Genomic DNA, 23,673 nt, shown 5'->3' with positions numbered 1-23,673 from the left:
TATCATAATATTCTGGGCGCTGCTTCCTAATATTAGGAATACATCACGCAGTCGTTAAATGCAGGCAGACATCGGGGCCGACCTGACGTATCTCGTTGAATTTGAAATGGGGGGCCTGGCTCAGTTTCTCAAGCCCCGGCAGCGCGCATAAACCGCGCGCATCACTGCCTAACAGTTTAGGCGCAATATAGACGATAAGCTCATCCACCAGCCCGGCCTGTAGCAAAGCGCCGGCCAGCGTCGGCCCCGCTTCCACCCAAATACTGTTCACCTGCTGTTTACCGAGCTGCATCATTAGCAGCACGAGGTCAAGATGGCCGTTATGCTCCGGCACCAGCAGGGTACGCACGTTGTCAGGCCAGGCACGTTCATCGGCATGGGTGCGGGCGAAGAGGGTTTCACCTTGCTGCTGAACAATTCGATGCTCCGGCGTGACGCGGTTTTGGCTATCGATGACGATACGCAGCGGCTGTCGCAGGTTCTCCTGCGGATAGAGCGCCTGCGTATCGGCGCTCAGCTCCTGCCAGCGCACGGTCAGCGCCGGATCGTCCGCCAGCACCGTCGCGCTGCTGGTGAGAATGGCGTGGCTCTGCGCGCGCAGGCGCTGCACGTCGCGTCGCGCCTGCGGCGAGGTGATCCACTGGCTTTCGCCGCTGGCCATCGCCGTACGGCCATCGAGCGAAGCGCCCATCTTCAGCTGGATCCACGGAAAACCGGTACGCATGCGCTTCAGAAAACCTTTATTCAGCGCTTCCGCTTCATTCATCATCAGCCCATGGCTGACGTCAATGCCGGCCTGCTGCAGGCGATACAGGCCGCGACCGGCCACCTGTGGATTCGGGTCCTGCATTGCCGCTACCACGCGAGCCACGCCCGCGGCGATCAGCGCGTCGCAGCACGGCGGCGTGCGGCCATGGTGGCTGCAGGGCTCCAGGGTGACGTAGGCGGTCCCGCCTTTGGCTTTCTCGCCGGCCATGCGCAGCGCGTGCACTTCCGCGTGCGGCTCGCCGGCCCTATAATGGAAGCCCTCGCCGACGATCTCGCCGTCTTTTACAATCACGCAGCCGACGTTGGGATTAGGATGGGTAGTAAAGCGTCCGCGCGCGGCAAGCTTCAGCGCTCGCGCCATGTACATTTCGTCCTGCATGGCTTAGTCCTGTAAACGGGCGATTTCTTCGCCGAACTCTTTAATATCTTCGAAACTGCGATAGACGGAAGCGAAGCGAATATAGGCGACCTTGTCGAGCTTCTTCAGTTGTTCCATCACCAGATTACCGATCATTTTACTCGCGACTTCACGCTCGCCGGTGCCGCGCAGATGGGTTTTAATATGATTTACCGCCATTTCGACGTCATCGGCGCTGACCGGGCGCTTTTCCAGCGCTTTCAACATCCCGCTACGCAGCTTGTCTTCGTTAAAAGGTTCGCGCACGTCGTTGCTTTTTACCACCCGCGGCATCACCAGTTCCGCCACTTCAAAAGTGGTAAAGCGTTCATTGCAGACCAGGCACTGCCGACGACGACGCACGGAGGAGCCTTCGCCGACCAGGCGAGAATCGATGACTTTGGTATCCACGGCGAAACAGAAAGGGCAATGCATGGCGCGTCCTGACAGGTAGTTAATCTGAAGGGTAGTTTACCCTGAAGTCAGCGGACTACAAAGAAAGAGCTTTTGAGACAAAGGATCTATGGTAGGTCAATTCAGTTTAGCTACCATTAATCATCCTCTGTAAACGGAATCCTGACCATGACAAGACGTTACCTACAACTGGCTATCATCGGCAGCCTGTTCACCCTTACCGCCTGCGCCCAGCAAAGCGAAGTTCGTCAGATGAACGAGAGCGTCAGTACGCTGAGCAAAGAGATGACCCAGTTGAATCAGCAAACAATAAAAATCACCCAGCAAAACGCACTGAATGCTAAATCAACCCGCGGCGTTTATCTGCTGCCGGAGGCCAAAACCCCGGCGCGGCTGGAGAGCCAGATCGGCACCCTGCGTATGTCAGTGGGTAGCATTACGCCAGATGGCGACGGTTCGCGCCTGACCTTACGTATCCAGGGCGAGTCTAACGATCCGCTCCCGGCCTTTACCGCAACCGTCGCTTCCGGACAGATTACCGGCACTACCCACAGCTATCAGGAAGTCAACGTCCAGGATCAATTGATTAGCGCCCCGGCCAGCATCCTGGCGCCCAGCGATGTCGATATCCCGCTGCGCCTGAATGTGACGCCTGATAAAGTCGGCTTTATTCGTATCCACGATATCCAACCCGCCAGCGCGCAGTAAGCGCTCACGCCGGGCAAAACGGCCCGGCGACCCGCTTTCATCACTCGATATTATCCATTTACAACTTTTCATAAGAGTTCATTAGAAATCGTTCCTGATGGCGATTTTCAGTAGCATTTTGTCAAGAAATGCATAGAATCGTGAACGCAATCGATTACGCATGTTCTGGTTATGTGAAACAACACGTATTTTTGTGAGCAATGATTTCTATAATAGACCCCCACAGAAAGACGAAATATTTAGCAACGCTTCGGCAATTTTCTTAACGCCTTTTGGCTTAATTTAAACAGTGGCATCAACATGAAAAAAACATTACTGGCAGCGAGCGCTGTTGTGGCGCTTTCCGCTTCTTTCACCGCTGGCGCGGCAGAAACTGAAAAACCGCAGTACCTGTCTGATTGGTGGCACCAGAGTGTGAACGTGGTCGGCAGCTACCACACCCGTTTTGGACCGCAGATCCGTAACGATACCTATCTGGAATACGAAGCGTTTGCTAAAAAAGATTGGTTTGATTTCTACGGCTATATTGATGCCCCGGTCTTCTTCGGCGGCAACAGCACGGCGAAAGGTATCTGGAACAAAGGCTCCCCGTTGTTTATGGAGATCGAACCGCGTTTCTCTATCGACAAGCTGACTAACACCGATCTGAGCTTCGGGCCGTTCAAAGAGTGGTACTTCGCGAACAACTATATCTACGATATGGGCCGTAACGACTCGCAGGAGCAGAGCACCTGGTACATGGGTCTGGGTACCGACATCGATACCGGTCTGCCGATGAGCCTGTCGCTGAACATCTATGCCAAATACCAGTGGCAGAACTACGGCGCGTCCAACGAAAACGAGTGGGACGGCTACCGCTTCAAGGTGAAATACTTCGTTCCGCTGACCGACCTGTGGGGCGGTTCGCTGAGCTATATCGGCTTCACCAACTTCGACTGGGGTTCTGACCTCGGCGACGATAACTTCTACGATATGAACGGTAAGCACGCGCGTACCAGCAACTCTATTGCGTCCAGCCATATTCTGGCGCTGAACTACGCGCACTGGCACTACTCTATCGTCGCGCGTTACTTCCATAACGGCGGCCAGTGGGCTGATGATGCCAAGCTGAACTTCGGCGATGGCGACTTCAGCGTTCGCTCTACCGGCTGGGGTGGTTACTTCGTTGTCGGTTACAACTTCTAATTGCTAATACAGCAAGACAGCGCCCGGGACGCGTTTTACGCCAACCGGGCGTTTTTTTATCGCTCCTCACATCTCACCTTACGTAAGAAATCGCTTAATGAACGGTCGGCGCACTCGCTGAAACGACGCTCGGTCGCCCTTACCTCCAGACAACGATCGAGACGAAAGTTACGATAATCACTGCGCAGTTCGCACCAGGCCACCAGCAGCCAGCGTTCCCCCCAGAAAAACAGCCCCAGCGGCAACACTTCACGCCGCGTCACCTGACCGGATTCATCCTGATAGTGAAGCTGTAATACCTGCTGATTGGATACGGCCTGATGGATAACGTCAAAATGGGTTTTAGCATAGCGATGCGCGCCAAGATCAGGGGCAAACAGCCGGGTCTGCTCCGCTTTGCGCCGCCTCTCCTCCGGCAAAATCGCCAGCATTTTTTCCTGGGCTGACTCCAGCGACTGCGAAAGCGCATCGCCGCCCCAGGTTTTTAACAGTCGAATCGCCGCAATGAGCGCTTCGGATTCTTTGGCGGTCAACATGAGTGGCGGCAGGTCGTAGCCCGCCAGCAGACGATAACCGCTCCCTGCCTCCCCCTCAACCGGGACACCGGAGAGCGAAAGGTCGCGAATATCGCGATAGACGGTACGCTCCGACACGCCCAACCGCTCAGCCAGCAACGCCGCGGTAGTTAGCCGCCTGCCGCGCAGGATCTGCACTATCTGAAATAAACGGTCGGCGCGTCGGGTCATTTCTCGTTTCGCTAAATAGTGAGGTTAAGCCGGTTGATGCAAGCCTACGCGGTTGCCTTCGCTGTCGGTAAACAGGGCGATGGCGCCAATATCATTCGGCAGCGTCAACGGGCCAAATACACACGCCCCACCCGCCGAGGCGACGCGATCCAGCGTGGCGGCAAGGTTGTCGGTGTGCAGATAAATAATAGCGCCCTGCGGCGATGGCGCGATACCGTCAAATTTAGCCAACGCGCCGCCGGGGGCCGGGTCCTGATGCGGGAAGACGGCCAGGTCCGCGCAATCCATGGTTTCACGCCGTAGCGTCACCTGCATTACCGGCTCATAAAACGCGACGGCGCGATCCATATCAGCGACCGGAATTTCAAACCAGTTAATCACGTTGTTCATACTTCCTCCAGCTCGTTAGTGAGTTCAGAAGCAGTGTACGAGAGGGCTCCTGACAGCATACTGTCAGCAGGTTTCTGGCGGGCAAAAAAAATCCCGGCCATCGAGGCCGGGATTGCTTTATATCAACTGAACCGGATTACGGCAGAATAGACGGCTGATCCGCCCCTTCTTTTTCGACCTTCTGCTGGATCAGATGCTCGCGCTTCATGCCCAGCTTCAACGCCAGCGCGGACGCGACGTAGATAGAAGAAGCCGTACCGATGGATACACCAATCAGCATGGTCAGCGAGAAGCCTTCCAGAATCGGGCCGCCGAAGAGGAACAGCATCAGGATCACCATCAGGGTGGTACCGGAGGTGATCAAGGTACGGTGCAGCGTCTGGGTCAACGACACGTTAAAGATTTCGTACGGCGTACCGCGACGGATCTTACGGAAGTTTTCACGGATACGGTCCGAAACCACGATACTATCGTTCAACGAGTAACCGATGACCGACATCAACGATGCGACGATGGTCAGGTCAATCTCGATGTGGAACAACGACAGCACGCCCATGGTAATCACCACGTCGTGCGCCAGCGCGATAACCACCCCTGCCGCCAGTCGCCATTCAAAGCGGAAGCCGACATAGATAAGGATACACACCAGCGCCGCAATCAGCGCCAGAGCGCCGGTTTGCGCAAGGTCCGCGCCCACGCTCGGGCCAACGAACTCAATTCGTTTCACCGTCGCGCTTTGGCTAGTCGATTCGTTAATCACGTTAACGACTTTACTGCCCAGCTCCTGGCTGCCGTTGGCATCGTGTACCGGCGGCATACGCACCATGATGTCGCGGCTGCTGCCGAAGTTCTGCAGCTGCGGCTCTTCAAAGCCCGCTTTCTGCAGCGAATCGCGCAGCTGGTCCATATCAACCGGTTTTTCGAGGGTAATTTCAATCACCGTACCGCCGGTGAAATCAAGACCCCAGTTAAACCCGCGGACGCCGATGATGGCGATCGACACAATCAGCAGAAAGCCTGAAATGCCGAAGGCCCAGTAGTCCCAGCGCATAAAGTCCCAGACTTTACGGCCGTGGTTCAATTGTTCAACAGTATATTCCTGTGCCACAACGCACTCCTCAGATAGACAGCTTTTTCACGCGCTTGCCGCCGTACAGCAGGTTCACGATGGCACGGGTGCCGACGATAGCGGTAAACATTGAGGTCGCGATACCGATACCGGTAGTAATCGCAAACCCTTTAATGGCACCGGTACCGACCGCGTACAGGATGATAACCTTAATCAGCGTCGTCACGTTGGCGTCGAAGATGGAGCTAAATGCGCCCTTATAACCTTCGTCAATCGCCTGCTGAACGGTACGTCCGTTGCTCAGCTCTTCTTTGATACGCTCATTAATCAGTACGTTAGCATCGACCGCCACCGCAAGGGTTAAGACGATACCCGCGATCCCCGGCATGGTCAGCGTCGCCCCAGGAATCAGGGACATAATGCCGACAATCAGCACCAGGTTAGCAATCAGCGCAGAGGTCGCAATCAGACCGAACTTCTTATAGAAGAAGATCATGAACAGGATAGAGACCACCAGACCGGCCAGACATGCTTCCAGGCCCTGCTTGATGTTCTGCATACCCAGAGTTGGGCCGATAGTACGCTCTTCAACAATCTGAATCGGCGCAATCAGTGCGCCCGCACGCAGCAGCAGAGAAAGCTGGCGCGCCTCGGTCGGGTTGCTGATACCGGTGATACGGAAGCTATTGCCAAGGCGAGACTGGATGTTGGCGATGTTAATCACCTCTTCCTCTTTCGCAAGGATAGCGCGACCGTTGGCATCTTTCTTACCGCTGTCTTTGTACTCCACGAACAGGGTCGCCATCGGTTTACCGATGTTGTCCTTGGTGAAGTTAGACATAATGTTGCCACCTGCGCTATCGAGCGAGATGTTAACCTGCGGCTGGTTGTACTCGTCCATGCTGGAAGTGGAGTCGGTGATATGGTCGCCGGTCAGGATCACGCGCTTATACAGCACCACCGGACGGCCTTCACGGGTGTCTTTCACTTCCGAATCGCCCGGTACGCGGCCAGAAGCGGCTGCGGACTGATCGACGTTGGTGTTCACCAGACGGAATTCCAGCGTCGCGGTCGCGCCAAGGATTTCCTTCGCACGCGCGGTATCCTGGATACCCGGCAGTTCAACCACGATACGGTCGGAACCCTGACGCTGAACCAGCGGTTCGGCCACGCCGAGCTGGTTTACGCGGTTACGCAGAATGTTGATGTTCTGCTGAACGGCGTATTCACGGGCTTCTTTCAGACGTTCGTCGGTCATCACCGCTTTCAGCGCATTGTTACCCTGGCTTGAAATAACCAGATCGCGATGGCGCGGGCTGAGATAAGAGATAGCCTGATCGCGCGCCGCGCTGTCGCGGAAGACGATGCTCAGACCGTAGTTGTCTTCCTTACGCACGGTAGAGTAAGGAATGCCTTTGTCACGCAGCTCGCTGCGCAGGCTATCGATGTTTTGTTCCTGCAGTTTGCCTAATGCGGTATCCATGTCCACTTCCATCAGGAAGTGCACGCCGCCGCGCAGGTCAAGACCCAGCTTCATCGGCTCGGCATACATCGCCGCCAGCCAGCGCGGGGTCGCCGGAGCAAGGTTTAGCGCCACGACGTATTTGTCACCCAGCAGATTTACCAGCGCTTCGCGCGCTCGCAGCTGAGTATCGGTGGTGTCGAAGCGCGCAAGAATTGCGCCCTCTTCCAGTGCCACAGACTTCGCGGTGATTTTTTCTTCTTGTAAAGTTTTCTGGACCTGGATCAGCGTTTGCTCACTGGCGGCGACGCCGCGCGCGCCAGTGATTTGAACAGCCGGATCCTCACCATACAGGTTGGGAAGCGCGTAAATCAGGCCGACGATAATCACGACGACCAGCATAACGTACTTCCACAAAGGATAACGGTTTAACACGGCAGTTCCCTTAGGGAAAATGGTAATTACAGCGCCTTCATGGTGCCTTTCGGCAGAACGGCAGCTACGAAGTCACGTTTGATAACCACTTCGGTGGTATCGTTCAGCGCGATAGCGATGTAGCCGTTTTCCGCGACTTTAGTCACGCGACCAACCAGACCGCCGTTAGTCAGGACTTCATCACCTTTGGCGATGGAGTTCATCAGATTCTTGTGCTCTTTAGTACGTTTCTGCTGTGGGCGCAGGATCATGAAGTAAAAAATCAGACCGAACACCACCAGCATCAGAATCAGAGACATTGGGCTGCCCTGCGCCGGCGCGCCGGTTGCTGCTACCGCATCAGAAATAAAAAAGCTCATTGAAATTCCCTCATTATTAAAATTAATCAACGTTCAAAGGAGGAACGGAACGCCCCTGACGTTGGTAAAAATCGGTCACGAAGCTCTCTAATTTACCCTCTTCGATAGCCTTGCGTAAACCAGCCATTAAACGCTGATAGTAGCGCAGGTTATGAATGGTATTGAGGCGCGCGCCCAATATTTCGTTGCAACGATCAAGATGATGCAAGTAAGCACGTGAATAATTGCGACACGTATAGCAATCGCACTCGGCATCCAGCGGCGATGTATCGCTTTTATGCTTCGCGTTGCGGATTTTCACTACGCCATCGGTCACGAACAGATGGCCGTTACGCGCGTTGCGCGTCGGCATAACGCAGTCAAACATATCGATGCCGCGACGTACCCCTTCCACCAGGTCTTCCGGTTTCCCGACGCCCATCAGGTATCGCGGTTTATCTGCCGGGATCTGCGGGCAAACGTGCTCCAGGATACGGTGCATGTCTTCCTTCGGCTCGCCGACAGCCAAACCGCCGACAGCGTAGCCATCAAAGCCAATCTCTACCAGACCTTTCACCGAGATATCTCGTAAATCTTCGTAAACGCTGCCCTGAATGATGCCAAAGAGCGCGTTTTTGTTGCCGAGGCCATCGAAACGGTCACGGCTGCGCTTGGCCCAGCGCAGAGACATTTCCATCGAACGCTTAGCGTAATCCCAGTCCGCCGGGTACGGCGTACATTCGTCGAAGATCATCACGATATCGGAACCGAGATCGTACTGAATCTCCATCGATTTTTCCGGATCGAGGAAAATCGGATCGCCGTTGATCGGATTGCGGAAATGCACGCCCTGTTCGGTGATTTTACGGATATCGCCAAGGCTGAAAACCTGGAAGCCGCCGGAATCGGTGAGGATCGGCCCTTTCCACTGCATGAAATCATGCAGGTCGCCGTGCAGCTTCATGATTTCCTGGCCCGGGCGCAGCCACAGGTGGAAGGTGTTGCCGAGGATGATTTGCGCGCCGGTGGCTTCAACTTCTTCCGGCGTCATCCCTTTGACGGTGCCGTAGGTGCCAACGGGCATGAAGGCTGGCGTTTCAACCACGCCGCGATCAAACACCAAACGGCCGCGACGCGCGCGGCCATCGGTGGTATCAAGTTCAAATTTCATCATTGCTCCTGCGTCAGAAAAACAGTCCGACGTTTAAATACTCGCCACGGAATGATTCCGTGGCTAAAAAATGCGTCAAGGCGTCAGAAAGCCGGCGTGCCGGCCTTTTTAGGGACGCTCAGAAATAGCCTGCGGATTGTACGTGATAAACATCGCGTCCCCGTAGCTAAAAAAGCGATATTTTTGTTCTACCGCAGCCTTATAGGCGTTCATGGTGTGCTGATAGCCAGCGAAAGCGGAGACCAGCATAATCAGTGTGGATTCAGGGAGATGGAAGTTAGTCACCAGCGCATCGATGACTTTGTACTGATATCCCGGATAGATAAAGATCTGCGTATCGGCAAAGAACGGCTCAATCAGGCCATTTTTAGCCGCCTGCGCCGCGCTTTCCAGCGAACGCACGGAAGTGGTGCCGACGGCGATGACGCGGTTGCCGCGCGCTTTCGCCGCCAGAACCGCATCGACCACATCCTGCGGCACTTCCGCATACTCAGAGTGCATGATGTGCTCTTCGATGCTGTCAACGCGCACCGGCTGGAAGGTCCCCGCGCCAACGTGCAGCGTCACAAACGCCATCTCGATGCCTTTCGCGCGCAGTTTTTCCAGCAGCGGATCGTCAAAATGCAGGCCGGCGGTCGGCGCGGCGACCGCGCCCGGCTTGGTGCCGTATACCGTCTGGTACAGCTCGCGATCGGCGTCTTCGTCCGGGCGGTCGATATACGGCGGCAGCGGCATATGACCGATGCTGTTCAGGATATCGAGCACCGGGCGCTCATCGTTGAATTCAACTTCAAACAGCGCGCCGTGGCGCGCCAGCATCGTGGCGTTAATGCTCTCGTCATCGCCTAACAGCAGCTCCGCCCCCGGCTTCGGCGCTTTAGAGGCGCGAATATGTGCCAGAATACGTTTATCGTCCAGCATGCGCTCGACCAGCACTTCAATCTTGCCGCCGCTGGCTTTACGGCCAAACAGACGCGCCGGGATCACCCGGGTATTGTTAAAGACCAGCAAATCGCCAGGGTTGAGCTTATCGAGCAGATCGGTGAAAGTACCGTGCGTCAGCGCGCCCGTCGGCCCGTCCAGCGACAGCAAGCGGCAGCTACTGCGCTCCGGCTGTGGATAGTGAGCAATCAGGGATTCAGGTAATTCAAAGGAAAAATCGGTAACGCGCATGACGATGACTCAGACTAAATAAAGAGGCGGGTAGTCTAGTGCCGGGCGGGTCTTCCTGCAACCGTTACCCTATTCAACGCTGGATATAATAGCGGAATACCATGATTAACCAGCAAGAACGCCATGACCGTGTGAAGGATTGAAGTTGATATGAATTTTCTCGCGCATTTACACCTCGCCCATCTTGCGGATAGCTCGCTGCCGGGCAACCTGCTGGCCGATTTTGTCCGCGGTAACCCGCAGGGCGAGTATCCTGAGGATGTGGTTGACGGCATTTATATGCATCGGCGTATAGATGTAATGACCGACAATCTGGCGGAAGTTAAAACGGCGCGCGAATGGTTTCGCCCCGAGACCCGCCGGGTCGCGCCGATTTCCCTCGACGTGATGTGGGACCATTTCCTGTCGCATCACTGGGCGCAGCTGTCGCCGGATCTGCCACTAAACGAGTTCGTGCGCTACGCCCACGCGCAGGTGGCGCAAATTCTGCCGGATTCGCCGCCGCGCTTTGTTAATCTCAACGAATATATGTGGTCCGAACGCTGGCTGGAACGTTATCAGGATATGGAATTCATTCAGCGCGTCCTGAACGGTATGGCCAGCCGCCGCCCGCGCCTCGATGCGCTGCGTGATTCATGGTACGACCTTGATAACCACTATGGGCAACTGGAACAGCAATTCTGGCGTTTTTATCCGCGAATGATGGATCAGGCGAAAAAGAGAACGCTGTAAAACCTTGCGCTTTCTCACAAAACGATTATTCTGAAAACGCTATTGAATAATTATCAATAGGCAAAATCTATCTCATCGATTGTCAGCGCCGCATTGAGTTCCTGCCCGCCTCTGCCTATACTGGCCCGCGTTGCGTTCCAATTAACCTTAGTAATAACAGGAGAATCATATGGTTCTGGTTACTCGTCAGGCTCCGGACTTTACCGCTGCAGCAGTATTAGGTAACGGCGAAATCGTTGAGAAATTCAACTTCAAACAGCACACCAACGGTAAAGCTACCGTCCTGTTCTTCTGGCCAATGGACTTCACTTTCGTTTGCCCGTCTGAACTGATCGCTTTCGACAAGCGCTATGAAGAATTCCAGAAACGCGGCGTAGAAGTGGTTGGCGTTTCCTTTGACTCCGAGTTCGTTCACAACGCATGGCGTAACACTCCGGTAGACCAGGGCGGTATCGGCCCGGTTAAATACGCGATGGTTGCCGACATCAAACGTGAAATTCAGAAAGCATACGGCATCGAGCATCCGGACGAAGGCGTTGCGCTGCGCGGTTCCTTCCTGATCGACGCTAACGGCATCGTTCGCCACCAGGTTGTTAACGACCTGCCGCTGGGCCGTAACATCGACGAAATGCTGCGTATGGTTGACGCGCTGCAGTTCCACGAAGAGCACGGTGAAGTTTGCCCGGCTCAGTGGGAAAAAGGAAAAGAAGGTATGGCCGCTTCTCCGGAAGGCGTAGCTAAATACCTGACCGAGAACGTATCCAGCCTGTAATCGGCTAGACGTTTTAGTCAAAAGGCTCGCAAATGCGAGCCTTTTTTGTGCCTGTTATATTTATTGTAGGCCCGGTAAGCGCAGCGCCACCGGGCAAAAGTATCAGAACGCGAAGCAAGAACAGCCTAATACGCCCCAGAAAGCCTGCTCATCCGCCACCGGAATCGACGACTTGCGCGCAATATCATGCTGATGTCCATGCACGCCGCAGCTGCCGCAGCACTGGTGCATCTGCACTACCGCGCCAATCTTCGCGGCCGCAGGCGGCGCCGAGCGATAATGCCCTGGCACTTTTACCACCGGCGACCACTCCGGCAATACCGGAATTGGCGGCGGCGCCAGCGGCGAGAAATGACCGGCCGCGTACACCACCTTGCCATCAACGATGGTCAATACCGACTCAATGCCTTTGATTTCCTCTTCCGCAACGCTGAAGTAGTCTTTTGACAGCACCACCAGGTCAGCCAGTTGCCCTTTCTCAATACGTCCTTTTTTACCCTGCTCGCTGGAGAACCACGCGCTACCGGCGGTCCATAGCTCAAGGGCGACGTCGCGCGGCAGACGGTTGTTATCATCGTACATCGCCATGCCGCCGACGGTACGCCCGGAAACCAGCCAGTACAGCGCGGTCCACGGGTTATAACTGGCGACGCGGGTCGCATCGGTACCCAGCCCTACCGGTACGTCCAGTTCCAGCATTTTCGCCACCGGCGGCGTATGTTTCACCGCCTCTTTGCCGTAGCGGTCGACAAAATACTCGCCCTGGAAGGCCATCCGGTGCTGCACCGCGATACCGCCGCCTAACGCCTTCACGCGTTCAATATTACGTTCGGTGATGGTCTCGGCGTGGTCGAAGAACCAGTGCAGGCCGTTAAATGGAATATCGCGGTTCACCTTCTCGAACACATCCAGCATTCGGCTAATCGACTCATCGTAGGTGGCATGCAGACGGAACGGCCAGCGATGTTCCACCAGATGACGAACCACCCGCTCCAGCTCATCCTCCATGCCTTGCGGCAGATCCGGCCGCGGCTGCAGGAAGTCTTCAAAATCCGCCGCCGAGAAGACCAGCATTTCACCAGCGCCGTTGGCACGATAGAAATCGGTGCCCTGCCCCGGCTTCAGCATGTCGGTCCAGCGCTCGAAATCATCCAGCTCCTGCTTCGGCCGCTGGGTAAAGAGGTTGTAGGCGATACGAACGGTCATCTGCTCTTTGGCATGCAGTTGCTCGATAATTTCGTAATCTTCCGGGTAGTTCTGGAAACCACCGCCGGCATCGATGGCGCTGGTTAATCCTAAACGGTTCAGTTCACGCATAAACTGGCGCGTTGAGTTGACCTGCAGATCGAGCGGCAGCTTCGGCCCTTTGGCCAGCGTGGCATACAGGATCATGGCATTCGGTTTGGCGATCAGCATCCCGGTCGGGTTGCCGTTGTTATCGCGAACGATCTCGCCGCCCGCCGGATCCGGCGTCTCTTTGGTATAACCAACGGCTTTCAGCGCCGCGCGGTTAAGCAGCGCGCGATCGTACAGATGGAGTACGAATACCGGCGTGTCAGGCGCCGCTTCATTCAGCTCTTCCAGCGTCGGCATGCGGCGTTCGGCAAACTGGAATTCGCTCCAGCCGCCGACTACCCTCACCCACTGCGGCGACGGGGTGCGATCGGCCTGATCTTTTAGCATACGCAGCGCATCCGCCAGCGATGGCACGCCTTCCCAGCGCAGCTCGAGGTTATAGTTCAGGCCGCCGCGAATCAGATGCAGGTGGGAGTCGTTAAGACCCGGGATCACCGTATGGCCTTTAAGATCGACAATTTGCGTCCCCTCGGCGGCGAACGTCATTATTCGATCGTGGCTTCCGGTCGCGAGAATTTTTCCCTCGGCGATGGCCACGGCTTCCGCCAGTGGGTTCGCGCGATCGAGCGTATGAATCTGACCGTGGGTCAGAATCAGTGTGGCAGTTTGCGACATAACACACTCCTTTAAGCTGGTTGAGTTAGTTTTTTTTCAACCAGCCGGCAAAAAGACGGGTCACGATTGGCATCCACAGCCAGACCACCAACGCGACCACCAGGGCATCGTTAATCAGATGCAGTAACAAGCTTCCCCGTAACTCCGGTAGCGCCATGCCGGTCAACCACGGCACCAGGTTGGTACTCGGGAAGATGACCAGCAGGGTTATCAGAAACTGTTTCCAGCGCAGCGGCTGGCGAATGTTGGCAGCAGGCGGGGTAAACCAGAACGCCGGTTCGGTGCGGATTTCGGTACGATCGCCATCGTTGAGATACGGCGCGATTTCCGCGACTAATTCACGACGGGTTTCCGACTGCGTCCAGGCGTAGAGATGTTCAATGGTGTCGAAGCGAATAATCACGCTCCAGAGATTTTGCCCGGCTGCCGGACGGATCACGTTGGCGCCGAGATGGCCGGGAAACTCCGCCGCAACCGGCATGATTTTCCCCAACCATGCTTCATACCGCTGGCCGTTTTGCGGATCGAGATGATGGCTGATGACCAGCGTCACTGATTTCTGTTGCGCCATTAAGTATTCCTTGCTTCAGGGAATGGCGGGATTTCCCCCGCCATCAGCCATAAATGACAATACACAAAATCATTCATGCCGCATTGAGGCGGCAAGATTGCCCTTCCCCGGGAGCTGACATCAGTCAGTGACCGGGGCGGGCAAACGAAGCCAACAAAGAGGCAGCTTGCAGGGTGAAGTGTTTTAGGCTTTACGTTCCGGCGCGCCGTGCACCATGGTATAAGCATAATCCACGCCCATACCGTAGGCGCCGCTATGTTCGCGAACCAGATCCATCACCGCGTCGTAAGTCTCTTTACGTGACCAGTCGCGCTGGTACTCCAGCAGAACCTGCTGCCAGGTCACCGGCACGGCGCCGGCCTGCACCATACGGTCGATGGCGCGCTCGTGAGCGTCAACGGAGGTACCACCGGAGGTATCGGTTACCACGTACACTTCATAACCTGCTTCCAGCGCCATCAGCGCCGGGAAAGTCAGGCACACTTCGGTCCACAGCGCGGAAATAATCAGTTTTTTACGTCCAGTGGCTTTTACCGCATTAACAAAACCGGCGTCTTCCCATGAGTTCATAGAAGTACGTTCAATCGGTTTCACTTCCGGATGAACCGCCAGCAGTTCTGGCCAGATATAGCCGCTGAAGCTTTTGGTTTCGACAGAGGTATAAATAACAGGAACGTTAAAAATCTTGCCCGCTTTGGCCAACGCGACGGTGTTATTTTTCAGCGTCTGGCGATCGATATTGGCCACGCCAAAAGCCATTTGCGGCTGGTGGTCAATAAAAATAAGAGTGGAATTAGACGGATCAATCAGTTCACGAATAGACATAACATATCCTATTAATCAATTGGTTAGGAAGATAATTCACTGCCGTTGTGCTGTGCTGATTGTGGCCAATAACGCATGATGAGTATAGTCAGTAATTTCTAACGAGTTATTAAAGAATTCTTTCCGTTTTAATTCACTTGAGTAAAAATAATGGCCGTTTGAATATTTAAATAAAGCTAATCAAAAAATTACGGGAAACTGTTCTAATTTATTCACTGGAATTGAACATGGCCCTTCGGTAAAACAACGTTATTATTAGACTGACGGATCGAAACTAATGCGTTTAAACCTTGATGTACTTTTGATTCTTGATGCTCTGGATAGACATGGCTCGTTCGCGCTGGCGGCCGAGTCGCTATTTAAAACCCCCGCCGCGCTGAGTTACATGATCCAAAAACTGGAAAGCGATCTGAACATCAGTCTGCTGGATCGTTCCGGACACCGGGCGAAATTTACCGATACCGGTAAAATGATGCTGGAAAAGGGGCGCCTGCTGCTCAATGCCGCCAACGATCTGGAAAAACAGGCGCAGCTGCTGAGTTCCGGCTGGGAGCGGGATCTGGCGATTGCGCTGGACGACTCTTTTCCTTTCCAGGCCCTATTGCCGCTGATTGAAAAGTTTTACGCGCAATATCCGCAAACCCGCCTCAACTTTACCCATCATACTCTGGCAGGCTCGTGGGAGGAGCTGACTCACAACGGCGCGGATATTATTCTTGGGGCGATTAACGAACCGCCGACTTCAGCGGAATGGTCGTGGAAAATGCTCGGCGCGATGGACAACGTGTTCGTTGTCGCGCCCGGCCACCCGCTGGCGGAAACGACCCAACCGCTGACCAACAAACAGCTTAGCCTGCATCGCGCGGTGGTTATTAGCGATAGCGCCCGCTACTGTCATCCATTGAACAGCAACCTGCTCGATGAGCAGGAGCAAATCCGGGTCGATGATTTCGCCACCAAAGTCGCGCTCCTGCGCGCCGGTTTGGGGTGCGGATTCCTGCCCCGCCACATCGCCCGCCCGTGGCTGGAGAGCGGTGAGTTGCTGGAGAAACCGGTGATTTCGAGCCGTGAGAAAGATATTACCTATATGGCCTGGCGTAGCGGCAATAACGGCCTGGCTCAGCGCTGGTGGCGAGAAGCTATTCTAGAAGACAGCTGTCTGAGCCAGCTCTACCGTTAACGGCTACACCAGACGCTAGCGGAAATCGCGGGCAGACTCAGCACATCATCGTGCATGTCGCCCGCGCCTTCTTTACGCTGCCACGTTTTCCCCTCCAGCAACGGCGATGCGTCGATTACCACCTCGCAGGCGTGACCGCGGTTTATCGCCACCAGCACCCGCAGCTGTTTATAAACGCGAACAAAGACCACCACGTTATCTTCCGCATAGATGACCTGGCAGCCGCCGTAGCGCAGCGCCTGATGCCCCTTACGCAAGGTGGTCATACGTTTATATAACGCCAACAAGGTTTCATCCTGCAGTGCCGGATCCCATGGGAAGGGTTTACGGCAGAAGGGATCGTTGTTGCCATCGACGCCGACTTCATCACCATAGTAAATACACGGAACGCCCGGCCAGCAGAACAGCCAGACCACCGCCAGCGGCAGTCGCGCCACATCTTTACCCAGCAAGGATTTGAAACGCGCGGTATCGTGGCTATCCAGTTGGTTAAACATCCGCAATTGCTGCTGATGCGACAGTCCGGCGCGATAGTTGTCCATCCACGCCATACAGGTTTGCGCATCGATGTGCTGCGGATCGTAGGAGATATCGGTATTAGCGAGGAACCCCCACAGCGGGAAGGTAAAACCGCGATAGTTCATCGCCGCATCTTCGGCATCAGCCTGCAGCCACTGGCGCGCATCGCCGAAATGTTCGCCGAATACAAAAGCCTCCGCCTGCTCCCGCTTCGCCGCTTGGGTGATACCGGCAATATGGCGCAGGTTGTTGCGCGCGCCGCCATCTTCGCCCAGCATATGCACCACGTCCAGCCGCCAGCCGTCCATACTCCACGGCGCTTTTAACCAGTGGCGCACCACGCTGTCTTCGCCCGCATAGATTTCATTAACCAGGCTCGATGAACGGTAGTCAAGTTTTGGCAGACTGGCGTAACCCAGCCAGTTATGCGCTACCCCGTCCGGGGAAAAATTAAACCACTCACGCCACGGTGAATCCGGCCGATGGCAGGCGCCGTTACTAGTCTGCTGGTGGCGATCGAACCACGGGTGCGAGTCACCGGTATGGTTAAACACGCCGTCGAGTATCAGCCGCATCCCTTCACGCTGCGTATTGTGGCGCAGGCGCAGCAGCGCGGCATCGCCACCGAACTGCGGATCGACACGGCGGTAATCAGCGGTATCGTATTTATGTACGCTGGGCGCGACGAATACTGGGTTGAGATACAGCGCGGTCACGCCAAGCTGCTTCAGATAAGGAAGCTTCTCGCTAATACCGTCGAGATCGCCGCCATAAAAGGTCGAACCGCCCGCCTCGCCGGTTAACGGCTCATCCCACGCTTTTAGCACAATATCCTGGCCGGCCGCATGGTGGTAATAAACCTGGTCCTGCCCGGCTTCTCGCGCCTCGCTACGGGCGAAACGGTCGGGGAAAATTTGATAAAAGACCTGATCGGCGACCCACTGCGGGCCGCTATCCGGCACATCAACCGCAAACTGCTCCAGCCGTGCGGGCGGAAAACGCTGAAAACCCTGCGGCGTAAACCACAGCTGACGGTCCGCCCACAGCAGCTTAAAGCTATAGCGGCGGCGCGGCTGGCCGTTCGTCAGGTTGATCTCTCCACGCCAGGCGACGACATCGGCGTGTGGGGATTGGCGCAGGCGCTGCATGGGCAACGACAGCTCTTCATTGTCTTCTTCCGCGCGCAGCGTAATGCGCTGCGGCATCGTTTCGCCGCTTAGCCACAATGTGATAACGAGTCGTTCCTGCTGCTCTTTAATAAAAGGAGCAACCGGCAGGTGCCAGGCCTTCAACATCATCATTCCTCTTTTTGCGTAATGGCCACACCTTGCCACAGTGAACCGGCGTATAACTCATCATCAATAGAATAATTGGGGGAGGAGAAAGGAGGAGGATGTGATTTTTCCGGGCCGCGGCAAAGCCGGACCCGGAAGAGCGGAGAATTACTGCGCCTGGGCTAACTGACGGTCGCGGCGGGTCTTAATTTTCCAGCCAACGAGCAGCAGCGCGATCCACGCAAAGCCGACGTACAGCGATATGCGGGTATCCGGATGGTAGCCGATAAGCGCGATGATAAAGACCAGGAACAGCAGGCCGACCACGGTGGTGGCCACGCCGCCCGGCACTTTAAACTTCAGCGCCTTAACCTCTTCCGGCGACAGGCGACGACGGAAAGCGATTTGCGACAGCAGGATCATAATCCACACCCACACCGTGGCGAAGGTCGCCAGCGAGGCAATCACCAGGAAGACGTTTTCCGGCATGATGTAGTTGAGATAGACCGCAAACAGCAGCGCCACGGTCATCACCAGCACCGTCACCCATGGCGTACCGCGACGCGACGTTTTGGCGAATACCTTCGGCGCGCTCCCCTGTTCGGCCATTCCGTGCAGCATACGACCAACGCCGAATACGTCGCTGTTAATCGCCGACAACGAGGCGGTTAACACCACGAAGTTCAGGATGCCGGCGGCGAAGGTAATTCCCATATGCTGGAAGGTCAACACGAACGGGCTGCCGTTAGTCCCCACCAGGTTCCAGGGATAGATAGACATAATGACGAACAGCGTCCCCACGTAGAACACCAGGATACGCATCGGCACCGAATTAATCGCCCGCGGAATCGATTTTTCCGGATCCTTCGCTTCACCGGCGGTGATACCGATAATCTCAATCCCGCCGTAGGCGAACATCACCATCTGCAGCGACATCACCATCCCCAGCCAGCCGTTACTGAAGAAACCGCCGTTACTCCATAAGTTATGAATCCCGGTTGGCTGACCGCCGTTGCCGATACCCCAGATGATGATGCCGAAACCGGCGAGGATCATGATGATAATCGTGGCGACTTTAAAGAATGAGAACCAGAACTCCAGTTCGCCGAACACCTTGACGCTCATCAGATTGACGGCGCAGATAATCAGCACCACGCTCAGTACCCATATCCAGTGCGGCACCGCCGGGAACCAGACACCCATATAGATACCGAAGGCGGTCACGTCGGCAATCGCGACGATCAGGATTTCAAAACAATAGGTCCAGCCGGTGATATAGCCGGCCAGCCCGCCGAGGTTCTCCTGCGCATAACGCGAGAAAGAGCTGGCGGAAGGGTTATGCACCGACATTTCGCCCAGCGCGCGCATGATGATATACGCCGCCACGCCGCCGATAATGTATGCCAACAATACGCTCGGCCCCGCCATTTTAATGGCGTCTGCCGAACCATAGAACAGGCCGGTACCAATAGCGGAACCAAGGGCCATAAAGCGAATGTGCCGGGTACTTAGCCCGCGCTTAAGCTTGTTACTACTTTCCATCGTGTTCCATGCCGTTTTTCTCGTTTGTGCTTTGCGGGGGCAAAACGCAAAAGGGAATGACCAAAAAAACAAAAAACCACGGGACCTTAAGTCCCGTGGTTAAACACCTGCGTAAAGCGTCGGTTAATGGGCTTTTGAGACCACCGGGCTACCCGCTGCGCGATCGATGATCGCGGCCAGCACGGCCATCACCGCGGTTGGCAGCAACCATGCCAGACCTTGCGCTGCCAGCGGCAGGCTCGCGGTCCATTGCGGCAGAATATCTGCGAACGCCGATGCTTTAACGCCATCAATGATACCAAACATCAGGCTGATAAACATTGCCGGCGCGATAACGCGGGAGGAATTATGCCACCAACCGCGGGTAAAGCTTAATACCACCAGTGCGATACACGGCGGATAGATAGCGGTTAACACCGGAATCGAGATCTGAATCAGATGGCTGAGCCCCAGGTTAGAAACCGCCATGGAGAACAGGCCGAGAATAAACACCAGCGAACGATACGACAGCGGCAGATACTGCGCGAAGAACTCAGCGCAAGCGCAGGTCAGGCCAACCGCGGTGACCAGACAGGCGATAAATATCAATGCCGCCAGCAGGAAGCTGCCCGCGCCGCCGAAGGTATGCTGCACGTAGGAGTGCAGAATAGCCGCGCCGTTTGCCGACTGATCGACCAGCGTCGCGCTATCGGAACCCAGGCGGAACAGCGCCAGGTACAGCAACGTCAGGCCCACGCCGGCCATCAGACCAGCCCAGACGGTGTAGCGAGTCAGCAATCGGGCTTCGCTAACGCCGCGAGAACGTGCGGCATTAACGATAACGATACCAAAGACCATCGCCCCCAGCGTGTCCATGGTCAGATAACCATTGACGAAACCATTAGAGAACGGAGCGGTACGATAGGCTTCCATCGCGTCGCTAATCGGGCCAGCCGGCCAGATAACCGCGGCCACCGCGAGCACGACCAGGGCGATAATTTTCAGCGGCGCCAGGAAGTTGCCGACGGTATCCAGCAGTTTGCCAGGATAGAGGGAAACCAGAATCACCAGCGCGAAATAGATAACGCTATAGATAAGCAGCGGCAGCGTGCCGTCGCCGGTCAGCGGGGCAATCCCCACTTCAAATGAAACGGTCGCGGTACGCGGGGTCGCGAACAGCGGCCCAACCGCCAGGTAGCACACCACGGCCAGCAGAATGCCCGCAACTTTGCCGATAGGCGAGCTCAGACGCTCAACGCCGCCGCCGACTTTCGCCAGCGCGACCACCGTTAGCACTGGCAGACCCACGGCGGTGATCAGGAAGCCAATGGCTGCGGTCCAGACGTGTTCGCCGGCCTGTAAGCCAACCATCGGAGGGAAGATAATGTTGCCTGCGCCAACGAACAGCGCGAAGGTCATAAAGCCCAGCGCGATGATGTCGCGAGATTTTAACTGATGGGTCATAAATTCATTACTGCCTGTGGATGTGGTGTTGTAAAAACGGAAAAATACCGTGCCTTCCTTTCGGGATGATACAGCGGCCATTGCCTGTAAACTCAGCGAGATATGCTCTCGAAGCGGCGTGGAAAAGAATTGTTTTTTGAATTACCACGCAAAAGCAGTCTTACCGGGACTGCATAGGGGGCAATTTAAACGCTTATAACGTTTTAAAGCAAGGTGGGATCGTAAAACCAGATGATTATGCTAACTATGATTTTTAACCTGGATTAATTGACCATAACGACGCAAAACGCGTGGCTAATCATGCGAACAATAAATAACCAGGCGTTCGTTTAATACGCAACGTAAAGTTGACTGCAAATGAAAATGACCAGCCGAAGCTGGTCATTGGCAAGGAAAGCTGACAAACGCCGCGTCAGGCGACATTTTTGGCAATTAAACGTTCCGGCAGCAGGAAGCTAAAGCGCGTTCCCTTCCCGACCGTACTTTCGATTTCCAGGCGGCTTTCGTGATGGCTGACCGCGTGTTTCACGATAGCCAGCCCTAAACCGCTGCCGCCGGTTTGCCGGGAGCGCGCCTTGTCGACGCGGTAGAACCGCTCGGTTAGCCGGGGTAGATGCTCAGGCGCAATGCCCGGGCCGTTATCCTCAACGCTAAACAGCGCGCCGTGCGGCGCCCGCTGCCAGACGACGCGGATCTCGGTTCCCGCTGGCGTATGGTTTACGGCGTTGTACACCAGATTGGAAATCGCGCTGCGCAACTGCTCTTCGTTACCCATCACCTGGAGCGTTTCGTCGACGCTAAAGTGCAACTGATGCTTACCCTGGCTTAGCGTTTGCGCCTCGCGCTCAACCACCCGCAGCATCATCGGGACGTCGATTTTATCGTTCATCGCCAGCACCGGCGCGGCTTCAATACGCGAGAGCGTCAGCAACTGCTTCACCAACCCTTCCATCCGCTGCGTTTGCTCACGCATGGTATGCAGGGCTTTTTCCCGCGTCGGCCCTTCCAGCACCTGCTCCTGCATCATCTCGAGATAACCCTGCAGTACGGTGAGCGGCGTGCGCAGCTCGTGGCTGACGTTGGCGAAAAAGTTACGCCGCGCGCCTTCCAACTGGTGCATTTGCGTGACATCGCGCGCCACCATCAACCACTGTTTATCGCTATAAGGCATCACGCGAATTTCCAGATGACGGGCGTTATTGAGCACCAGATTAAGGGGCTTGGTGAAATCACGGTTTTTCAGATAGTTAGCAAACTCTGGGTAGCGCAGCAGGTTGAGGATATTCTGCCCGCTATCGTCCGGCCAGCGTAGATTAAGGATTTGTTGCGCCAGGCCATTACACCAGAAGATAGCGCCCTCTTCGGTGGTCAGCACCACCGCATCGGGTAAGGATTCCGCCCCGCTGCGAAAGCGCTTGATAAGGCTTCCCAGCTCGCGGCGACGTTTTTTATTACGCATCTGCATTTGATGCAGACCATACAGCAGCGGTTCCCAACTGCCGCTTCCCGGCGGCGGTGTCATACTGCGATCGACCCACAGCCACCATGACAGACGTAACAAATTCCAGAAATGCCAAATAAGCAACCCGGTCACCGCCGCCAGTAAAAACCACGGCAGATGACCGAAAAACGCCCCGAGGATCAGGGCCGGGATACAACATAAGAAAAGCTCAAGCGCCAGCCTTTTCCATGACAGCCGTTCCAGCACGGGTCACACTCCTGTCAAAATTCAGAAACGGGCGGAGAAACGATATCCCGTGCCGCGAACCGTCTGTACCATTCGGTCATGGCCGCTATGTTCCAGCGCTTTGCGCAGGCGGCGAATATGCACATCCACCGTCCGGTCTTCAACGTAAACGTTGGTTCCCCAAACGTGATTCAGCAGCTGTTCACGGCTGTATACGCGTTCCGGGTGGGTCATAAAGAAGTGTAATAATTTAAACTCGGTCGGCCCCATATCCAGCGGATTTTCACCGGTCATGACGCGATGCGAGGAAGGATCCAGGCTCAGCCCCTGCATCTCAATCACCTCTTCAACCGCCATTGGCGAAATACGGCGCATCACCGCCTTAATTCGCGCCACCAGCTCCTTCGGCGAAAACGGTTTGGTAATATAATCATCCGCGCCGGTTTCCAGACCGCGAACGCGATCTTCTTCTTCGCCGCGCGCCGTCAGCATCACCACCGGAATATCGCGGGTCATCGCTTCGCGCTTAAGCTGTTTAATAAACTGTAGCCCCGATCCGCCCGGCAACATCCAGTCGAGGAGAATCAAATCGGGCCAGGGTTCATTGAGTTGATTCACCGCACTGTCAAAATCTTCCGCCTCGACGGGCTGAAAGCCGTTTTGCTCCAGAACAAAGCAGACCATTTCGCGGATTGGAGCTTCATCTTCAACGACCAGAATTCTTCTCGCCATTATTTACCCTGTGTTTTTTAGCCATCAGTATAGAAGTGCGCGGCCATTATGCGTCAGATTTGTGACAGATTTATGAAAAAATGACCGTCTGATGAATGCGGTTTTTGAATGATGACACGCACTTAACGCATCCTGTCTCGCCGTAATAGGGCAAAAGGAATACGGGCGG

22 protein-coding genes are annotated in these 23,673 nt (G+C 55.5%); 5 read left to right on the top strand and 17 right to left on the bottom strand.

Translation table 11 applies throughout. The features are described 5' to 3' along the window. Nucleotides 1-43: 43 nt before the first annotated feature. Together ribD and nrdR are read right to left on the bottom strand one after the other, a co-directional pair. Entirely contained in the window at nucleotides 44-1,147 is a 1,104-nt protein-coding gene (gene ribD / locus PGR09_RS00835; RefSeq protein WP_213797346.1) for a bifunctional diaminohydroxyphosphoribosylaminopyrimidine deaminase/5-amino-6-(5-phosphoribosylamino)uracil reductase RibD, read from the bottom strand. A gap of 3 nt (nucleotides 1,148-1,150) precedes the next feature. Beyond that, entirely contained in the window at nucleotides 1,151-1,600 is a 450-nt protein-coding gene (nrdR, locus tag PGR09_RS00830) for a transcriptional regulator NrdR (protein ID WP_002890417.1), read from the bottom strand. Nucleotides 1,601-1,747: 147 nt separating this feature from the next. Here nrdR and PGR09_RS00825 point away from each other — a divergent pair, with 147 nt between their 5' ends. Both PGR09_RS00825 and PGR09_RS00820 read left to right on the top strand, forming a co-directional pair. Then, on the top strand, nucleotides 1,748-2,287 hold the full coding sequence (locus PGR09_RS00825) for a DUF3251 domain-containing protein (protein WP_015367995.1): 540 nt from the start codon (nucleotides 1,748-1,750) through the stop codon (nucleotides 2,285-2,287). A 300-nt stretch (nucleotides 2,288-2,587) separates the two neighbouring features. Then, the gene (locus PGR09_RS00820) at nucleotides 2,588-3,472 is read left to right on the top strand and encodes a nucleoside-specific channel-forming protein Tsx (protein WP_015367996.1); all 885 of its coding nucleotides are present in this window, start codon (nucleotides 2,588-2,590) and stop codon (nucleotides 3,470-3,472) included. Between the two features lie 56 nt (nucleotides 3,473-3,528). On the opposite strand, the gene PGR09_RS00815 is transcribed toward PGR09_RS00820, so the two are convergent. From PGR09_RS00815 to queA, 7 genes are all read right to left on the bottom strand, one after another. Continuing rightward, entirely contained in the window at nucleotides 3,529-4,218 is a 690-nt protein-coding gene (locus tag PGR09_RS00815) for a helix-turn-helix transcriptional regulator (protein WP_047078662.1), read from the bottom strand. A gap of 24 nt (nucleotides 4,219-4,242) precedes the next feature. After that, nucleotides 4,243-4,608, bottom strand: coding sequence for a VOC family protein (locus PGR09_RS00810; RefSeq protein ID WP_047044525.1), 366 nt, complete (start codon nucleotides 4,606-4,608; stop codon nucleotides 4,243-4,245). A 136-nt stretch (nucleotides 4,609-4,744) separates the two neighbouring features. Then, nucleotides 4,745-5,716: a protein translocase subunit SecF gene (secF, locus tag PGR09_RS00805; protein ID WP_015367999.1), complete on the bottom strand. Its 972-nt coding sequence runs from the start codon at nucleotides 5,714-5,716 to the stop codon at nucleotides 4,745-4,747. Between the two features lie 10 nt (nucleotides 5,717-5,726). Continuing rightward, nucleotides 5,727-7,574, bottom strand: a complete 1,848-nt coding sequence (gene secD, locus PGR09_RS00800; RefSeq protein WP_015704558.1) for a protein translocase subunit SecD — start codon at nucleotides 7,572-7,574, stop codon at nucleotides 5,727-5,729. A gap of 26 nt (nucleotides 7,575-7,600) precedes the next feature. Further along, complete coding sequence (gene yajC, locus PGR09_RS00795) at nucleotides 7,601-7,933, bottom strand: preprotein translocase subunit YajC (protein ID WP_003859109.1); 333 nt, start codon at nucleotides 7,931-7,933, stop codon at nucleotides 7,601-7,603. Between the two features lie 22 nt (nucleotides 7,934-7,955). Continuing rightward, nucleotides 7,956-9,083: a tRNA guanosine(34) transglycosylase Tgt gene (gene tgt, locus PGR09_RS00790; RefSeq protein WP_015368001.1), complete on the bottom strand. Its 1,128-nt coding sequence runs from the start codon at nucleotides 9,081-9,083 to the stop codon at nucleotides 7,956-7,958. 108 nt (nucleotides 9,084-9,191) lie between these two features. After that, nucleotides 9,192-10,256 carry a tRNA preQ1(34) S-adenosylmethionine ribosyltransferase-isomerase QueA gene (queA, locus tag PGR09_RS00785; RefSeq protein ID WP_015368002.1) on the bottom strand — a complete coding sequence of 355 codons (1,065 nt, stop codon included), beginning with the start codon at nucleotides 10,254-10,256 and terminating at the stop codon, nucleotides 9,192-9,194. Nucleotides 10,257-10,406: 150 nt separating this feature from the next. Here queA and acpH point away from each other — a divergent pair, with 150 nt between their 5' ends. Continuing rightward, on the top strand, nucleotides 10,407-10,988 hold the full coding sequence (gene acpH, locus PGR09_RS00780) for an ACP phosphodiesterase (protein WP_045390931.1): 582 nt from the start codon (nucleotides 10,407-10,409) through the stop codon (nucleotides 10,986-10,988). Between the two features lie 169 nt (nucleotides 10,989-11,157). After that, nucleotides 11,158-11,760 (top strand): peroxiredoxin, encoded by a 603-nt coding sequence (locus tag PGR09_RS00775; protein WP_015368004.1) that lies wholly within the window; start codon nucleotides 11,158-11,160, stop codon nucleotides 11,758-11,760. 102 nt (nucleotides 11,761-11,862) lie between these two features. Here the strand turns inward: PGR09_RS00775 and PGR09_RS00770 are convergent, their stop codons facing one another. The 3 genes from PGR09_RS00770 to PGR09_RS00760 form a co-directional block, all read right to left on the bottom strand. Then, entirely contained in the window at nucleotides 11,863-13,731 is a 1,869-nt protein-coding gene (locus tag PGR09_RS00770; RefSeq protein ID WP_047044530.1) for an amidohydrolase, read from the bottom strand. Nucleotides 13,732-13,756: 25 nt separating this feature from the next. Further along, nucleotides 13,757-14,302, bottom strand: coding sequence for an antibiotic biosynthesis monooxygenase (locus PGR09_RS00765; RefSeq protein ID WP_045390938.1), 546 nt, complete (start codon nucleotides 14,300-14,302; stop codon nucleotides 13,757-13,759). A gap of 183 nt (nucleotides 14,303-14,485) precedes the next feature. After that, the gene (locus tag PGR09_RS00760; RefSeq protein WP_045390940.1) at nucleotides 14,486-15,127 is read right to left on the bottom strand and encodes a hydrolase; all 642 of its coding nucleotides are present in this window, start codon (nucleotides 15,125-15,127) and stop codon (nucleotides 14,486-14,488) included. Nucleotides 15,128-15,404: 277 nt separating this feature from the next. Between PGR09_RS00760 and PGR09_RS00755 the strand changes: the two genes are divergently transcribed. Further along, nucleotides 15,405-16,307, top strand: coding sequence for a LysR family transcriptional regulator (locus PGR09_RS00755; protein ID WP_045390943.1), 903 nt, complete (start codon nucleotides 15,405-15,407; stop codon nucleotides 16,305-16,307). Here the strand turns inward: PGR09_RS00755 and malZ are convergent. The 5 genes from malZ to phoB form a co-directional block, all read right to left on the bottom strand. Then, a complete protein-coding gene (gene malZ / locus PGR09_RS00750; RefSeq protein WP_430915731.1) occupies nucleotides 16,304-18,121 on the bottom strand; it encodes a maltodextrin glucosidase in 1,818 nt (605 codons plus the stop codon). The genes PGR09_RS00755 and malZ overlap by 4 nt on opposite strands. A 147-nt stretch (nucleotides 18,122-18,268) precedes the next feature. Continuing rightward, nucleotides 18,269-19,642: a proline-specific permease ProY gene (gene proY / locus PGR09_RS00745; protein ID WP_047044535.1), complete on the bottom strand. Its 1,374-nt coding sequence runs from the start codon at nucleotides 19,640-19,642 to the stop codon at nucleotides 18,269-18,271. A gap of 123 nt (nucleotides 19,643-19,765) precedes the next feature. Further along, entirely contained in the window at nucleotides 19,766-21,085 is a 1,320-nt protein-coding gene (brnQ, locus tag PGR09_RS00740) for a branched-chain amino acid transporter carrier protein BrnQ (protein ID WP_047068039.1), read from the bottom strand. A gap of 412 nt (nucleotides 21,086-21,497) precedes the next feature. Further along, nucleotides 21,498-22,793 carry a phosphate regulon sensor histidine kinase PhoR gene (phoR, locus tag PGR09_RS00735; RefSeq protein WP_045390952.1) on the bottom strand — a complete coding sequence of 432 codons (1,296 nt, stop codon included), beginning with the start codon at nucleotides 22,791-22,793 and terminating at the stop codon, nucleotides 21,498-21,500. 21 nt (nucleotides 22,794-22,814) lie between these two features. Then, nucleotides 22,815-23,504 (bottom strand): phosphate response regulator transcription factor PhoB, encoded by a 690-nt coding sequence (gene phoB, locus PGR09_RS00730; protein WP_004099401.1) that lies wholly within the window; start codon nucleotides 23,502-23,504, stop codon nucleotides 22,815-22,817. Between the last annotated feature and the right edge of the window lie 169 nt (nucleotides 23,505-23,673).

Source organism: Klebsiella sp. 141251 (genome assembly GCF_050600725.1).
GTDB classification, from domain to species: Bacteria; Pseudomonadota; Gammaproteobacteria; order Enterobacterales; family Enterobacteriaceae; genus Klebsiella; species Klebsiella aerogenes.
The sequence above is the reverse complement of the archived record's forward strand: the minus strand, read 5'-3'. Positions and strand labels throughout refer to the sequence as shown.

Bases quoted from the DNA above. Each gene is read 5' to 3' on its own strand.
- ribD (WP_213797346.1), bottom strand. From the start codon at position 1,147: ATGCAGGACGAAATGTACATGGCGCGAGCGCTGAAGCTTGCCGCGCGC.
- nrdR (WP_002890417.1), bottom strand. From the start codon at position 1,600: ATGCATTGCCCTTTCTGTTTCGCCGTGGATACCAAAGTCATCGATTCT.
- PGR09_RS00825 (WP_015367995.1), top strand. From the start codon at position 1,748: ATGACAAGACGTTACCTACAACTGGCTATCATCGGCAGCCTGTTCACC.
- PGR09_RS00820 (WP_015367996.1), top strand. From the start codon at position 2,588: ATGAAAAAAACATTACTGGCAGCGAGCGCTGTTGTGGCGCTTTCCGCT.
- PGR09_RS00815 (WP_047078662.1), bottom strand. From the start codon at position 4,218: ATGACCCGACGCGCCGACCGTTTATTTCAGATAGTGCAGATCCTGCGC.
- PGR09_RS00810 (WP_047044525.1), bottom strand. From the start codon at position 4,608: ATGAACAACGTGATTAACTGGTTTGAAATTCCGGTCGCTGATATGGAT.
- yajC (WP_003859109.1), bottom strand. From the start codon at position 7,933: ATGAGCTTTTTTATTTCTGATGCGGTAGCAGCAACCGGCGCGCCGGCG.
- tgt (WP_015368001.1), bottom strand. From the start codon at position 9,083: ATGAAATTTGAACTTGATACCACCGATGGCCGCGCGCGTCGCGGCCGT.
- queA (WP_015368002.1), bottom strand. From the start codon at position 10,256: ATGCGCGTTACCGATTTTTCCTTTGAATTACCTGAATCCCTGATTGCT.
- acpH (WP_045390931.1), top strand. From the start codon at position 10,407: ATGAATTTTCTCGCGCATTTACACCTCGCCCATCTTGCGGATAGCTCG.
- PGR09_RS00775 (WP_015368004.1), top strand. From the start codon at position 11,158: ATGGTTCTGGTTACTCGTCAGGCTCCGGACTTTACCGCTGCAGCAGTA.
- PGR09_RS00770 (WP_047044530.1), bottom strand. From the start codon at position 13,731: ATGTCGCAAACTGCCACACTGATTCTGACCCACGGTCAGATTCATACG.
- PGR09_RS00765 (WP_045390938.1), bottom strand. From the start codon at position 14,302: ATGGCGCAACAGAAATCAGTGACGCTGGTCATCAGCCATCATCTCGAT.
- PGR09_RS00760 (WP_045390940.1), bottom strand. From the start codon at position 15,127: ATGTCTATTCGTGAACTGATTGATCCGTCTAATTCCACTCTTATTTTT.
- PGR09_RS00755 (WP_045390943.1), top strand. From the start codon at position 15,405: ATGCGTTTAAACCTTGATGTACTTTTGATTCTTGATGCTCTGGATAGA.
- malZ (WP_430915731.1), bottom strand. From the start codon at position 18,121: ATGTTGAAGGCCTGGCACCTGCCGGTTGCTCCTTTTATTAAAGAGCAG.
- proY (WP_047044535.1), bottom strand. From the start codon at position 19,642: ATGGAAAGTAGTAACAAGCTTAAGCGCGGGCTAAGTACCCGGCACATT.
- brnQ (WP_047068039.1), bottom strand. From the start codon at position 21,085: ATGACCCATCAGTTAAAATCTCGCGACATCATCGCGCTGGGCTTTATG.
- phoB (WP_004099401.1), bottom strand. From the start codon at position 23,504: ATGGCGAGAAGAATTCTGGTCGTTGAAGATGAAGCTCCAATCCGCGAA.